Below are 15,530 nucleotides of genomic sequence, written 5' to 3'. Positions count from 1 at the left end.
AGTCTTTCTCATTAAGCGTACTTTAATAATAGAACATAGCAACTTTCTTTAAAGAGATCATAGAAAAGCGAGACTATTTAGAGAATAAGACCCGACAGCATAATTGTCGGGTCCCACTTTTAATGAGCTAATTCCTTAACTTCTGATTCACTCAACGCCTTCCGATAAACCCGGACATCATCCATCTGCCCGCCAAAGAACGGATCTGCGCCATATCTGCTTCGCCCTAAATAATTTGTATCTCCGAGAATATCGGCTGGATTAGCAGTAATATTTTCATTCGACCCTGCTAGTTCGCCATTCACGTACAGCTTTCCTGTATTACCTTCAAGTGTCACCGCAAGATGCACCCACTCACCTTCGGCCAATGCTTCATCAGCAGTTATGTTCTGATCAACACCATCATGAATCGTAAAACGAAGCTTGCCGCTGCCGTCATATGGGGTAAAAAACATATTCTTGCCGTTGCTCTCACCGATGTCAAAGATTCGCTGCCATGCACTGCCGCCTTGCCAGTTCACCCATGCGGAAAATGTGAAATCCTCTGCATCGGCAATCAGCGGGGAAAGTTCCACATAAGCATCCTTGCCATCCAATGCCAGCTTGCCATCATCTGTTTGGATTGCAGTACCTTTCAGCTGAGCTGGCAGATTGCTGGCGGAAGAATCTGCTGCTTCCTGACTGCCGGGATTGCCAAAACTATAGTGCGCAATTTCCGGCTCGGAGGCTTGCTGCTTCACTGTCACTTGGAATGTTTTCGTATCTTTCTTTTTGCCTGCTTGAATACTAGCGGTCAGCGTAGCTTTGCCATCTCCGCTCCCTGCCTTTGGCCGGTGAATCGTACCATCAGTTTCTATCACTTTTGGATTGGAGGAAGTCCATTTAATTACAGATTCGCGAGTACCTTCTGTCGGCAGCTCCACACTTTGATACAAATTATCACTATTCGTGATAGTAAGATCCTTCTTCACCGCTGCAACAACTTCCTTATCTTTCATATCTTCCATTCGATTTCCCCAGACTGCGACACCTTTATCAGACAAAGCGGTGAACGTCGTATCATATTCCTGTGCCGCTTCATCCCACTGTTTCAGAAAGAATCCATTATATTTTTCGCCATCAATCGTCAGGGTGATCTCATTATCCTTGCCGCGTTTCCACTTTCCTTTCACAGCACCTTCAACTTTTCCGTTCTCTTTCAAGGTAATCTGTTCGGAAGTTTTCACATCAGCAGATATATCTTTTCCATGGTTCACATACTGATAGTCCCCAGCCATATCCTTTAGCTTGATTTTCGCTTCTTTCTCATTTGTATTACGGGACGGGGCGACGACCGGCCAGCCTTTTTCGTTCATATGCATCTGATGCACCCGCACCTCATGCTCTTCACCGCGGTCAGGGAAGCGAGAATGGAAGATCAAATAATGGTTTTTCGTATCCTCATCATAAAAAGCGGTATTATGTCCCGGTGACACATAGCCAATACCTGGTTCCGCGCCGGGATCACCGACTTTCTTTTCAAACAAATGATTCCCCAGCAGTTTCACCCCATAAGGCTCGATCGACTTATCATCAAACAGCGGCAGATTCGGATCGGCTTTCACATCAATCATGTCATTTCCTTCTGCATCATAAAACGGCCCATCCGGCGACTTGGAACGTGCCACTCGGATATTGTAGCCTCCCACAGCATCAAGCCCGCCAAACGAGAGGAACATATAATAATAATCGGTTTCCGGGCTGTACATCATCGCTGGTCCTTCAATCCGGCTGTGGTTGCCGCCCATCAGCTTCTTCCCATATCCTTGGCCAGGAAGAGGCTTACCAGTCTCCTCATCCATTTCCATGATGAAAATGCCACCTGAATAAGAGCCATATACCATCCACAGCTTGCCGTCCTCGTCATAGAACACATCCGGATCCACGACATTCGGATGCTTTGTTGCATCATAAATCGTGCCGTCCTCACTCGGCTCATCCCACATACCAGACTTCAGGATGATCCCGGTATCCTTATAAGGACCTTCGATATCGTCCGCCACGGCCACCCCCATCGCAGAACGTGGCGAATCCCCTTTGCAAGCATTGTAGTACATATAAAACTTCCCATCCGAAAGCTGAATCACATCCGCCGCCCAAAGGGTATCCGTCTGGGCCCATTCGAGCGTCTCTTTGAGTTCTTCTGTTACATTCGGAATAAGCTTATTGCCATCACGGACACCAGAGTCGACCATTTTCCATTTCATGAGATCGTTTGTTTTTGCGGCAGCTAAGTGGGAGCCGAAGACATAATACTGGTCGTCCACTTCAATAAAGGATGGATCATGGACGGAGGCATTTTCAAAAACTGGTTTCTTTTCTCCATTTCCTTTAGCCAGGGTATCCGCGCTTGGAATGGCAGGTATAAGTAAAGCAACAGACAGCATCGACGTTACGAGTATACGTTTGTTAGCTTTCATCTCTTTCCTCCTCATTTTTGGTAACGCTTTCACATTGCTGGTTTAAGATTAAGAGGAATAGAGAAAGTTGTCAATAAGTATAAAATCCCTGTTTCATAAACAGATTTTTTATTAACATCGGAAGAATATTTATGCTTTCACAGTAGATTTTTTTACTTATACGTACAAATATAAACATTATCGAGTTATCATTTGAGAGCTGGAGCCGGGTTTAGATTTAAGATTACTCCGGTCCAGTAGTAGAATTTGAGAGGACATTCTAACACCATCATTACTGATTTCATGTTTGCGATTCAACGTCTACTGGGAATACGATATAATCTAAAAAAAGGATGGTGTTTATGAGCGGAAATCCAGATAATACGCAACTCATTAACGAACTAGACCGGACAAATACAGACGCCTGGGAAGAATTGCGTTATGTTGCAGAAAAGATGACAGTTGAAGATCGTAATGTAGTATGGACGAATGGAGGAAACGAGCAATCATTAAGCTACCCCACCTATAGTGAACGTATAAACAAAGCCACGAATCTGCTATATACTGTCGGCGCCATAACCCCTTTATACAATTGGGGAAAAAACGGATTGCCAGACTACTCGCCTTCTATGGAATTAAGTGTTGCAGATGCCATTCGCGCTGCTACTTACATTGTACGTAGCGAACGATTTGGTGAGGGTGCCATTGCAAAGGCAGCTAAGATCGGATTGCTCGACAGCATTTTATATAGCTTGATTAAATGGTATGACAAGGGATAAATACAGCCCTTCTAAATTTTTCTTTTTAACACGATAAACTCTCAAAAGATATCTTGCCAGCAAAAACAGCATACCAAGGGGTGCTTATAAAATTATAAATACAGATGACAAATCATAATCATCCGTAAGATACACAATCACCAAACTCATTAAGCAAATTGATAATTCCACTAGATATGCATTTGACACATATTTTCTGTCAAGTGCATGCTACTTGGTTTGGGCGGCCGTCGATCTGCACGACGTTTTGATCCATGTACTTTCATCAGCCTTGCTCCTTTCACAAGTATATTGGAGTCTCTTAACAAACAGACGATGATCACTAAAAAGGCTCTAAATCTCTATTATAATCAATTCCTTTACGTTCGCTGATTTACCGGCACGCAGCGTTATCATATTGCCAACATACCCAAAGAATCTGCAATGCTGAAGTTTAGCGTCATTTATCGAGAAACTCACTTCTAAGCATACTCATTCTTATCCTATCCACAAATTCCCCATTCCTCAGTCTGTCTTGCCTTAAGATACCTTCCTCCACATACCCAATACGCTTATATGATGTAATAGCTTTTAGGTTATCAATTTCTACCCTTAACCAAATCTTGTTTAAGTCTAACTGATCAAATCCCCACCGTAGCATCTCTTTCATGGCAGATAAACCATAGCCTTTGCCCCAGTATGTTTTATCACCTATTGCTATTCCCAATTCAGCATGTTTATTTAACTTATCAATATTCTTTAAGTCAACCCATCCTATATGTTTTTCTTCTTTCGTCATGATGGCCTTTTGTTGGTAGCCGTTTGTCTTGTTCATACATGCTATAATCCAATCTTCTGTCTCTTTTCTGCTAAAGGGAGGATACTTTGACGGCATGTTCAAATGCTTAATAACTTCCTTATCAAGACACAACTGATAACGATCATCCGCATCAGTAAGGGTCAATTCTCTTAGTTCTACATAAGGTAATTCCAATTCTCGCATTATAACAGTCTCCTACTTGGTTCTTTTATTTACTTTCGATATGTAAATTATCTAGTTTATGGAATAAAATGTATAGAAGTTAATGAAAAAAAGAGACTGAATCACTGATTCAGTCTCTCGGATTCCTACCTACTCCTGCGCTCCACAAGATTAATCCCCACTCCCATCGCCACTATTCCAATCAGTAGCATATACAACAGCGACATCACGACATCCTGCAGACCAGCACCATAGAAAACAACCGAGATGATTGCTTCCATCGCATGTGCCAGCGGGAACAGATCAGCAATAAACAATAATACTGGATTCGTAATCGTTCCCGGCATCATATAGGCTCCGCTGACAAGCGGAATCAGCGGGATGACGGACGGATAGATGGCATAAAACTGCTCCGGCGTCCTGACAAACCCGGTAATCAGCATGGCTATACTGATCATACCGAATGTAAAGCACGCTGCAATGAGGATGATCAGCCACAGATTATCTCCTACATCGTAATTCAACACATATCTAAATACGATCAGCACTACGACAATCTGAAGCATCGTAATCAGAAAGCTATATAACAAATAACCACTGTACATACTTGTTTTTTTCATGGGCGATAAAATCATCCGATCCCAAATACCAGCAACCTTATCTTGTGTCACATTGTTAACCTTGAATCCAAGGATGAACATTGAGATCAAGAAAGTGAAGGCAAACAGCAGCTGCGTACGGATGTTGTACGTAGGAATCTGTTCGCTATCCAACCCTTGTGATTCCATCTGAAATGGTGCATCGTCTAGATAGCTCTCCATTTCCTCCCGGACATCTCCTCCCACTTGTGCTTCAACCGCACTGATTTGTGCTTCTTGTTGAAACACCTTATCCACATGTTGCTCGATGGAAGAAACGGTCGGCATATTTTTGGAGACCAGCAGTCGGTAGTCATCCTCCATGACTTTTACTGCTACATCGATATTGCCTTTCTTAACATCTTCACGAGCTTCTTCTGGTTCCACTATTTCAAATGTGAAGGAATCATCCGTGTTTAATAACGCTTCCCACTTTTTTTCTATTTCTGCAGCATGGGCCTCTTCACTGAAAATACCAACTGTTGTCGCGGACTGAATGCCACCGCCAAATAAAATGGTAGCTACAATACTTCCCGCAATCAATAATAGAACGAGCAGCGGATTTCGTTTATCCTTTGAGAATTGCACCCATAATACGTTTATCATTGTGCTTTCCCCCTTTTCGGAAACAGAGCTAAGCCAATGAAAGTGAATAATAAGAAGAAGCCGATCATGATCATGCTTGGTTGGGCGATGGCGGACAGATCCTCAAATTGGATCCACTCTGTCAGGATGGCCAGGAATAGACCGTTCGGAGTCCATTCTCCAATTTGCTGCAGCCAATCAGGCAGCATATAGATGGGAACAAATCCCCCTCCTAACGTACCGAACAGCAAAGTAGCCAGCATAAAAATCCCATTTGCTGCATCAACACTATTCATCCGCAATAAAATTGCCGTATAAATAGCCGCCAACCCCGACAGCACCAAAGCGAGCAAGATAATCAACACGAAGATACCACCCCAAAAGGCGATCGAACGCTCCGGAAATACCCCCATAAGAAAGTGGGATACAAGCAATACAAATATAATCTGCAGTACAACCAGACAAATCGTGGAAGCCATTTTACCAATCAGAAACCGCATTGGATGGCTATTTGCCAATAAGATTCGGTTGAATACGTGATCCCTGATTTCCACTCCTGTTTTCATTGCTACCGTCGCTACAACGAATAAGGCAAATAATGCTCCAATCGCTATCGAAAAGTATTGGGTCATCGTGAAGTCGTGCTCTGTGCCTATATCCTCCAAACCACCTTCAGGAAGAGCTGCCTCTATTTCTGCACCACCCGTTATTTCCTGTATCGCGAATTGATAATTTAATTGCTCAATGAATCCTTGTATGAACTGTTGCAGGGCACTGCTATTCATCGTCTCTTCTTCCATTTTATAAATCAAAGATTTAGTTGGAGGTTCGCCTGCGAAGCTCGCATATAAACTATCCGCGTTATACCCCTCGGGGATGATCAGCATACCATCGAGGTCGCCCTCTTTGACTTTCTTGGCTGCTTCTTTTTCTTCAAGATCATGAACCGTCACCCATTCCTTTACATCGTCACTTTCCAGATAATCCGATAGCAGGTTAACAGGTTGTATCTCCCCTGCCGCTTCCACGATCGCATTTGCCTCCTGCTCTTCAAAGGCAGCATCACTAACCAATCTTTCCTTCAGCTGTTCCATTGCTTCCGTCTCATTATCCTGATTCACCACGGCTAACTGTAAATCCATCGATACCTCATCCCCATCAAATAACCCAGCAAAAGCAAAATTCAACACGATAACCAAAACAATAGGAAGCAATAGGACCGTAAGCAGCTCTTTCCAGTCCCGTATAAATATCAATAAATCTTTTTTGATAAAACTTCGCATCACGACACCCCCTTAATCTCTCAGCGTACGTCCGGTTAAGTGAAGGAATACATCTTCCAAACTAGGCGTTTCTGTATGGAAATTAAGCAATTGGATTTGATGCTGTTCGGTGAGATGAACCAATTTGCTGATCAAGCTGCTGCCTTTTGCGGCTATAATCTTCAGCTGCAATTCAGACACCTCAATCTTATGAACACCTTCAATTGTCTTTACTTGCTCTACAAATGCTTCATCCAGCTTATTTAACTCCACTTTTATCTTATCCTCGGTCGACAAGATGCTGAGTAATTCATCTTTTGTCCCTGCTGCAATGATCTTGCCGTGATCCATAATGTATAATCGATCGCAAAGCTGCTCTACTTCTTCCATGTAATGACTCGTATAAAGAATTGTTGTTCCATCTTGCTGATTCAGCGCGCGTACAGCTTCCAGGATATGATTTCTCGATTGCGGATCGATGCCGACTGTCGGTTCATCCAATATTAAGATTTGCGGGCGATGCAATAATGCAGCCGCTATATTAAGCCGGCGTTTCATCCCACCGGAGTAGGTCTTGACCAAGTCTTTTTTGCGATCCTCCAAACCGACGAACTCCAAAGCCTGCTGGATAGCCTTCTCTAATTCTTTACCTCTCAATTTATAAATCGAGCCAAAAAACTTCAAATTCTCATAAGCGGAGAGCTCCTGATACAGCGCCAATTCCTGCGGTACCACACCCGATACTCGTCTGATTTCACCTGGTTTATCAATCGCGTTTACGCCGTTCAAGGTTATCTTGCCGCTTGTCGGTTTAATCAAAGTTGAAATCATGGAAATCGTCGTGGACTTTCCGGCTCCATTTGGACCAAGCAATCCAACCGATTCGCCGTTGGCAAGATATAAATTGAGATCCTGCACAACCTTCTTTCCTTTGAAGGACTTACTTAAGTTGATCGTTTCCAGCATGTTTTTGCCCCCTTTGATGTCGTTACTAGCATCATAAATAAAAAAAACCAAAGCCACTACTGACTATGGTCATTCCGCGATTGGACACTTATTACTTTCGTCACTTTTTTATACGAGACGATGACGTATCGCATAAATGGCTAACTGCGTCCGATCCCTTAATTCCAATTTATCTAATATGTGACTTGTTTGATTCTTGACCGTCCCTACCGACAAGCCTAATCGTTCGGCCACTTCCTTATTATTCAGTCCCTCACCGATACACTTCAATATCGCTCTTTCCCTCGGAGTCAGCGCCGGGTCAATTTGTCTCTCTTCCTGGTTTTTCAGTAAGATTGGCATTACCTTCGAAGCTACTTGATCTTCCAAGGATAAGCCCCCGCTCAATGCACTTTTAATCGAGCGAATGAGCGATGCGGTATCTCCATTTTTCAGCATATAACCGCTGACGCCCAGCTTTAAGGCGCTCAATACATACTCGTTATCGTCAAAGGTGGTAAGCATGAGAATCTTTATATGAGGGAAGCGTGAGCGCAGGATTTTCGCTGCTTCAATACCATCCATCACAGGCATACGAATATCCAAAATGGCCACATCGAAAAGCTGTTTTTCACATAAGCTGATTGCTTCTTTCCCATTATCCGCTTCACCAGTCACACGAATGTCTTCATCTGCCTCAATCATCGCCTTTAAGCCCTGACGAACCATCACTTGATCTTCTGCCAACAAAATCTTAATCATCCGAACCGCCCCAGTCTGATAATCTTATCGTGCCTCTCACTAAGAACCGATGCGCCTCATAATCGATCTCAAGCGTACCGCCCACTTTCTCTAAGCGCTCCCGCATCGCCTTCAAACCATAACCTTCTTGGAAGTAGCGATCATGCGTCGCAGCATTGATCACTTCAAACCGAAAGATACTCCCGCCAGGTGACTCAAAAATCACTTGCGCCTCTCTTGTAGAACTATGCTTCATAATATTCGTCAATGCCTCCTGCACAGCACGATAAATCGCAAATGACTGCTCACCTGTCAAAGGAGCAGCGAACGCCCCATGCTTTACCGAAAAGTTGATCTTCATAAAACTCTCTATTTCTAATTTACGTATAAGCCGAATCACACCCTGCAATCCGCCCACTTCTCTCTGCTTGAACGACCGCACCGCCTGCCGCGTTTCCTCCAGACTTTGTTCCGCCAGCTCTTTCAGCTTCCCAATCGTTTCCTTATCCTTCTCCGCCGCCGTCAAACGAAAAGCCTCAAACTGAAACAGCAGCGCCGTCAATTTGTGCCCGACAGAATCATGGATCTCATGCCCGATCAGCATGCGCTCATCCTGCCTTGCCTGCTGCTCCTCTATGACAAGCTGCCTTTTCATTCTTCGATATTCTTCAAGCAAGGCTTCATTGCTCAGTCGCGCTTCTTTTTCTCGGCTATATATAACTTGATGATAAAGTAAAGCAGCTATTAGTAATAGATAATATAGTGCACACCAAATTAATTGCGAGGGTGTAAGTGATGACGTTATTAAGATCACTGCAACACTCATAAGCTGCAAAATAATTACAATTAAACTTTTTGTTCTAGTAAGATAAAAGACTGCTTCTGCCATTATTAATGATTGTATGAGGATTGCGTATGGGCTTAATTCATTGTTTATAGGATAGAAGATGAGGATTGTCAGCAGTGCTTGTGCACAGAATAATAAGGTTTGTATTAACGGTTTTTCTGTGAAAAGAGGCAGAATGAATAAGAGGATGAGAAAAACAACCATAACCGCCAGTCGTATTGCATTTATATCTAAGGTAAATTCCCAGTAGGTTAATGCCAAAACAATACAATAGATAGCAAGCCAGATAAAATACGTTTTTTTCATTTAACGAACTTCTCCTTAAAAAGAAGCACCAGATGCGTATGATGCTTCTTTAGTTATGATATATATGTTTTATTATTTGATATTTTAAGGGCTTACTTTTGAGATCGGGAATAAAGTCGATAAAATATTTAATCAAATGTGTTCACGATTAGTAAGTTTTTGTTTGCCTAATTTAAAATCAGACTACCATTAAATAATCCATTTATCTATTTTCTTTCTCTTTGGCTACATTTAATTGTTCCCTTAGATTCAAAGGTGGATTTTCATACATTTACTCAATTAAATCAGAGACTTTTGCCCTACTCTCAGATTCAGCTTTTTTTATTGCTCGTTTCACATCTTCTTTTGCCTGTTGATAATTTGGTACTCTTTCTCTTCAGTCCATAAACCTCGTTTCTCAAGAAATAATCTAAATCTAATTATAGGGTCTTTTCTAGCCCATTCGTCATCGAGTTGATCTGTTCCATATACGGTCGGATCATCACCCGATGTAGAATGTGGTCCATAACGATAGGTTACTGTCTCAATTAATGTAGGTCCCTCTAACTTAATTGTACGTTCTTCCTTTGTAAACTATATAAGTAGCAAGTATATCCATCCCTTCTACCCTCACACCTTTAATACCTGCTGCAACAGATTTATGCGCAATTGATTTTGCAGCAGTTTGTTTCTCAAGAGGAGTAGATATCGGTTGTTTATTTTGAACAACAAATACCGTTTGAGCATTGAAGACCCCTGCAAAATTTATCCCCTCATAAAAATCTCCTTGAAACGAACCTCCGTCACCAGTATACATAATAGCAATGTTTCTTTTCCCCTTCTTTTTCAAACCCAACCCTACACCTGTAGCTTTCCTATCATACTAGCTTCTTGTCCAGCAACTGGAGCATAAAAACCTAATCTTCCCTGTCTCGATAAAGACATACATCTTTGATCAATAGTTCTAATATACACCATTCTTTCCATTAGTACTTGTAACATTTCATCACTTAGACTTGGTAACAAGTTCTTGTCGATAAGTTCCCCGTTTTCATTCAGAAGTTGAAATGTCTCAAATTGTGTATCTCTTCTGCAGGTCTAATCAATCTTATACTTATTATGGGACTTGGAGGAAATCAATAAAGATTATAAAAATATACAAACACAAATCGAGGATCAATATAAACATTGAAGTATCGTCTTCTCGTTTAGTCGCTCCGGCTCCATGGAATGGTGAAAAGAGCGGATTTTAAACTACTTTACCTATAACTTGACGAATTCCCCCCTGGAAGGAACGAACAATCTAAACTAAAGCGCCGCGGTTAGGCATGTCCTAACCTCTATAAGTTTAACTTGCGAATTCGCATGGAATACCGTCAAACTGCCTAGGAATTCGAAGCATACATACGTTAGAGAAAGTATCAAGCACGTATACTCGTAGAAGCAATTCTCATTTACCAAACTGGTCATTTATTAAACCTCTTTCAAACATGTACTATCATAGGAAATATAGTCTCTTAAACTCAGATTTTAGTTATATTTGGAGATGAATAATTCCCAAGCTACAAAACTCCAAAAAATGGTAATATTAATTTAATTAAAGAATAACTATTCTGAAGGAGCTTTGCACTATGGGACATAATATCTCTAAGCAAGCCGATATTACGGCTGAATTCGACAATTGTCTATCAGTATTCGTCTTGATAAAAGAGAAGCGGCAGCTAGTATTCATGAACGTCTAAAAGGCTTTATCAACGACTACACTACCGACAATCTTATTAGATTCTTACTGCTAGAAAGCCACTTCTACTTAATGCAAAAAGACATTGTGAATGGAGCTATCTCCATTGACAAAGCAAAAGCATACCTCCCCCACTTCAATGATACCCACCTACATTATTTGCATTTAGCCGAAGGTATACTATTCTATAATGAAAACCATTTTCCAGAAGCACTTAACTGCTTTGAAAAAGCTGAAAAGTATCTAAGTCATTTAGATGATCCTGTAGAGATAGGTGAATTTCATCTTCGCAAAACGATGACGTATTTTAATCTCGACATTACTACACTATCTGCACTTCACGCAGAAAGAGCAATCGAAGCTTTTAAACCTTATAAGACTTTTGAATTTTTACTTGCTCACGCAGAAATGCTGCAAGGATTGAATTATATAGATCTCCGCAACTTTGACAAAGCAGAAGAATATCTTCATAGTGCTTTAACATCATTTAAAACACTCGGAAATAACAATTTTATTGCTTCAACCAATCTCAACCTCGGCGTACTTTATGTGAAAAATAACCTGCCGGCTGCCGCACTTCGATATCTTGAAGAGGCGCTAAAACTTAATCAAGAACGAATTCGGTTGAAAATCTTATACTTATTTGCAGATTGTTATTGGAAAACTGATCAGACTTCAAAAGCACTTGAAACGTATACTGCTGGCTTTAAAGAAAGTATCGAAAAAGACGATATGGCGAAAAAGTGGGAATTTGCGATGCTTCACAAAAAATACGAAGATAGGCTGAATTTTGAAAGCGTATGGCAGGAAGGCATAGAGTATTTCAGAAGAATTAACGATATTTACAATGTAAAGCGGTTTTCAACGGAGCTAGCACAGTATTATAATGAAAATAGTCAGTATGAACTTGCAACTAAATATTATTCATTGGCTCTACTACAATAAGGAGGGTTTTTAAATGAAGAAGCTTATTTTTTCACTGGTACTTGTCGGTGCAATTGTGGTTAGTGGATTACTTTGGTCCGAAGATATGAAAAATATCGCAGCAAAAGAAGGAGACGCTGGAACTATAATTTTCACTCCGAAAACCTTTAATAAGTAAAAAAAAGAAGGTCATCAATAAAGATGATCTTCTTTTTATCTTCACATATGAGCAAAACCAAAACCTAATGCAGACACCACAAACACCAATATTATTGCGCCGTACACACTAAGCAAGACTATTCTCCAGCGTTTTGTACTAAATATGCCTGTTATTATTGTAAACGATACACTTAATAAGAAAAAGGGCATTATAACATATGCAGGTGTTTCACCTGTATCAACTAGTAATATGAAAACACTTAATATAAACAAAGCGACAGAGATGACACCTAGATATTTTTGCAATCTGGATTCTCCCTCATTATTCTTTTTTTACCACATTACCATATGATTTTTTTCGTATATCCTACAATTGAAAACAACCGAACGACAGTATACACCATTCCGATTACACCAAGGAACATACCTGAAATGATTTTCAGAATCCAACCAATCACCAAAAAGAACAGATAGATGCCGCAGAAATCTCCTCTCTGATTGTTTGACACTTCTCTTCCGTAAACATGCAAGATTTATTCGGTACATATTTTCAGAGAAAGGCTATTGAAATAGCAATAGAACGCTTTGGAGGAGAACAGGAAATGTGTTCGGTTATATCTCAATTATATAAAATGCAAAAAGCATTTGCTAGGTATTTCCCTGCCAAAAAGTCGGTACCCAACCCTGAATCCCATCAATCCCTTGTCTCCCAAGGCTTCCGCCCTCTTATATCGCCTTTTCCCTTCCATCCATTATGTTATTAAGTTCTTCCCAAAACGCCTTATATCCTCTTCTTTTTCTCTGTTACGGGTTGTATCGAATATTCGGACAATGTTATTAAGTTGGTACTCAAAATGGAGGAAAGAAGAAGGAGCAAGGATAAAACACTGCAATTTTAGGATGACGCAATGTTTGAAGAATAGAGGAGAAAATCCTACGGATTAAATCTATGGATCCCCTCTGTTGAGCCTATTCTGATTATTGAACGGATAACTTATTGATTGGTTTTAGCTACATAGTACAACGAAAGATAACAGATTTGGGATGATGTTATCTTTCATACTTTTATCTGACCTTACCAAAATAAAAATGTGTATAAACCGCTTAGTTGAGCCATTTCTTATTTCTATGATTTTCTCTGAAGGAATGATTACTGGTACAAATTCGAGTTAAATATAACACTTTTGGGACGTGATGGAGAGAAGAAAAAGGTTAAGAAGAGATAATCCTACGGATTCCGAAGAACCACACAAGTGAAAAGATACCGGAAAGCTGCCGAAATCGCATAAGGAAGGGCTTTGAAGCTTACCGAATAAAAAAAGACCGGATCAATTATGATCCAGCCTTCGAAATGATATTGGTTTTGAGAAAATCACCGTACATCCTTACTCCCACTCTTCCCTCAACTATCGGTACCAACTATTTAGCAGCAGATACCGACTTTTTAGCGTGGGGAAGAAGAATTTAGCAGGGAGATATAGTAGAGAAAATAGAAGTTAAGTAAATAAGGATAAATTTTTCCAGGCTACCCCACACATTTTATTTTCATTACCTACACCCATCAACCTTGTAAGAATAGATGAAAGTAAAATCTTAGCTTTCTAAACTATATTGAGTAGTGACTGTGTTTTTAGTTCCAGGCTTAAATTCAACCTTCACGGTTTCACCATCATCAAAGAATTTTAGTTTCTTTTTAATTCGCTCTGGTTCTTTCACAACTAAGTTCTCAATTGTATGTGTTACTTTGATATTCTCAAATTCAACTCCAAAAAGCTCAAACTGCTTTACCTCATTTTCTTGTATAATTATCGGTCTGCTGTCTACATTATAAACAATTTTTTCTAAAGCCTTTATGTTATCCAATATCACACTGACATTTTCTATTTTTGATTCAATTGTTTTCCCCTCTATTATTGCCTTTAGAATTTCTATATTTTCAAAATCCTCTTCAACCACCATTTCTGGTAATTGGAACTGAACATCTAAAGTATTCTCAATTTGCAACAAATCTGATAGTAGTGAAATTCTATAATCCATATCCTGAAATTCTTGTGAGTAATCCATATTTATTCCGGCCGTAAAAAAGGGCTTTTGCGATTCAAGATCTATAAGACTCATTTTTGAACTTTGACCTGCATATTTCATAATCTCTAAGAAGATCTTTTCTGCACTTACTTTACCTTCAAAACTTTCCCTGATTCTAATATTAAATTTAGAATCACTTCCTACTGGGGAGTTTTTTATAAAGATATTTGGTATTGATAAAGATAATACAATTGGAGAACCCTCTTGATTAATATTACTAATTACAATCCTATTCGGATTCTTATTTACTTCTGTAATTCTTAATTCAAGATAATCAATAATTACCCTATCAGTTTGTTCAATTAAAACTAACTTCGCCTTAATAGGTGGCGGTAACTCTCTTGGAAGTATAAACCACTTACCATCATTTAAAGCATTTTGTTCAATAGATAATTTATCCTCAATAAACTGATCACCAATATAGGTTTCTATGTATTTCATATCAATACTTATCTTTTCTTGTGAAAAATATTTTCGAGTTAGATAATCTCCGATAGTTTCCCCTTCATTAAAGTCTCTATCACTTATTGAGAACTTCCCTTTATATTGTAGAGGATGTGTCTGAGCAACTTTTTCATTTGCGGGATGGTGTTCAAACACAATTTTTGAGCCTATCTCAACGGGTTTATATCTGTAAAGAGGGTATAATGGATGCAACTTTTCTGCTTCATTATATACCTTCGTAAACACCTCTACCGCTTCTTCAAGTTTTCCATTTTTGATCAACCAAGACATATATTCAATAGGACTATTAATGATATTTATTTGATTATCATTTGATTTAATTAGTGCTACTTGATTAACTCCTTCATTCTGACTTATTTCTTTTTTCATTTTCAGAATAATCAACTCCAATATTTATTGAGTTATTCTTAGATTTCTGCATGGCAATTTGAGTACTGCCATTCTCTTGTATTATTCCTCTATTTCTATTTTTCTTCTTAATAATATATTTGTATGTAGCACCGCCCACTAATGTAGTTGCTATTACACTTGCCATAATGCCTACTATTAGATCTATTCCCATCGCTTCACTTCCAATCTCATGTATTCACACGATTATTATGTAATCGACTTTTTCAAGTATTCTTCCCAATAAACATTCCTTAGTCTCCAAAAGCAATTGAAGTACTTAGAAGG

General features: G+C 39.8%; 13 protein-coding genes and 1 pseudogene. 3 read left to right on the top strand and 11 right to left on the bottom strand.

Annotated features, from left to right (window positions below; translation table 11 throughout):
- Positions 1-119 precede the first annotated feature (119 nt).
- Positions 120-2,459, bottom strand: a complete 2,340-nt coding sequence (abnB, locus tag AB1K91_RS18855; protein WP_413092105.1) for an arabinan endo-1,5-alpha-L-arabinosidase AbnB — start codon at positions 2,457-2,459, stop codon at positions 120-122.
- 341 nt (positions 2,460-2,800) lie between these two features.
- Between abnB and AB1K91_RS18850 the strand changes: the two genes are divergently transcribed.
- Entirely contained in the window at positions 2,801-3,217 is a 417-nt protein-coding gene (locus AB1K91_RS18850; RefSeq protein ID WP_413092103.1) for a DUF6508 domain-containing protein, read from the top strand.
- 439 nt (positions 3,218-3,656) lie between these two features.
- Here AB1K91_RS18850 and AB1K91_RS18845 read toward each other — a convergent pair whose 3' ends face one another.
- From AB1K91_RS18845 to AB1K91_RS18815, 7 genes and pseudogenes are all read right to left on the bottom strand, one after another.
- Entirely contained in the window at positions 3,657-4,190 is a 534-nt protein-coding gene (locus AB1K91_RS18845; RefSeq protein ID WP_413092133.1) for a GNAT family N-acetyltransferase, read from the bottom strand.
- Between the two features lie 134 nt (positions 4,191-4,324).
- Positions 4,325-5,422 carry an ABC transporter permease gene (locus AB1K91_RS18840; RefSeq protein WP_413092102.1) on the bottom strand — a complete coding sequence of 366 codons (1,098 nt, stop codon included), beginning with the start codon at positions 5,420-5,422 and terminating at the stop codon, positions 4,325-4,327.
- Complete coding sequence (locus tag AB1K91_RS18835) at positions 5,419-6,684, bottom strand: ABC transporter permease (RefSeq protein WP_413092101.1); 1,266 nt, start codon at positions 6,682-6,684, stop codon at positions 5,419-5,421. Before AB1K91_RS18835 ends, AB1K91_RS18840 begins: the two co-directional genes overlap by 4 nt.
- Before the next feature lie 12 nt (positions 6,685-6,696).
- The gene (locus AB1K91_RS18830; protein ID WP_413092099.1) at positions 6,697-7,629 is read right to left on the bottom strand and encodes an ABC transporter ATP-binding protein; all 933 of its coding nucleotides are present in this window, start codon (positions 7,627-7,629) and stop codon (positions 6,697-6,699) included.
- 108 nt (positions 7,630-7,737) lie between these two features.
- Complete coding sequence (locus AB1K91_RS18825) at positions 7,738-8,370, bottom strand: response regulator (RefSeq protein ID WP_413092097.1); 633 nt, start codon at positions 8,368-8,370, stop codon at positions 7,738-7,740.
- Positions 8,363-9,502, bottom strand: coding sequence for a sensor histidine kinase (locus AB1K91_RS18820; RefSeq protein ID WP_413092095.1), 1,140 nt, complete (start codon positions 9,500-9,502; stop codon positions 8,363-8,365). The genes AB1K91_RS18825 and AB1K91_RS18820 overlap by 8 nt, the downstream gene beginning before the upstream one ends.
- 202 nt (positions 9,503-9,704) lie before the next feature.
- A pseudogene (locus AB1K91_RS18815) lies at positions 9,705-10,540 on the bottom strand (thiamine pyrophosphate-dependent enzyme).
- A gap of 754 nt (positions 10,541-11,294) precedes the next feature.
- Between AB1K91_RS18815 and AB1K91_RS18810 the strand changes: the two are divergent.
- Positions 11,295-12,167 (top strand): tetratricopeptide repeat protein, encoded by an 873-nt coding sequence (locus AB1K91_RS18810; protein WP_413092093.1) that lies wholly within the window; start codon positions 11,295-11,297, stop codon positions 12,165-12,167.
- Positions 12,168-12,180: 13 nt separating this feature from the next.
- Positions 12,181-12,324 carry a hypothetical protein gene (locus tag AB1K91_RS18805; RefSeq protein ID WP_170829571.1) on the top strand — a complete coding sequence of 48 codons (144 nt, stop codon included), beginning with the start codon at positions 12,181-12,183 and terminating at the stop codon, positions 12,322-12,324.
- Positions 12,325-12,365: 41 nt separating this feature from the next.
- On the opposite strand, the gene AB1K91_RS18800 is transcribed toward AB1K91_RS18805, so the two are convergent.
- The 3 genes from AB1K91_RS18800 to AB1K91_RS18790 form a co-directional block, all read right to left on the bottom strand.
- On the bottom strand, positions 12,366-12,611 hold the full coding sequence (locus tag AB1K91_RS18800; protein WP_413092091.1) for a hypothetical protein: 246 nt from the start codon (positions 12,609-12,611) through the stop codon (positions 12,366-12,368).
- A gap of 1,287 nt (positions 12,612-13,898) precedes the next feature.
- On the bottom strand, positions 13,899-15,224 hold the full coding sequence (locus AB1K91_RS18795; protein ID WP_413092089.1) for a hypothetical protein: 1,326 nt from the start codon (positions 15,222-15,224) through the stop codon (positions 13,899-13,901).
- Positions 15,199-15,417 (bottom strand): hypothetical protein, encoded by a 219-nt coding sequence (locus AB1K91_RS18790; protein WP_413092087.1) that lies wholly within the window; start codon positions 15,415-15,417, stop codon positions 15,199-15,201. Before AB1K91_RS18790 ends, AB1K91_RS18795 begins: the two co-directional genes overlap by 26 nt.
- Between the last annotated feature and the right edge of the window lie 113 nt (positions 15,418-15,530).

The organism is Terribacillus jepli, assembly GCF_047228925.1.
Lineage (GTDB): Bacteria > Bacillota > Bacilli > Bacillales > Amphibacillaceae > Terribacillus.
This window is presented reverse-complemented; position numbering and strand designations above follow the sequence as displayed.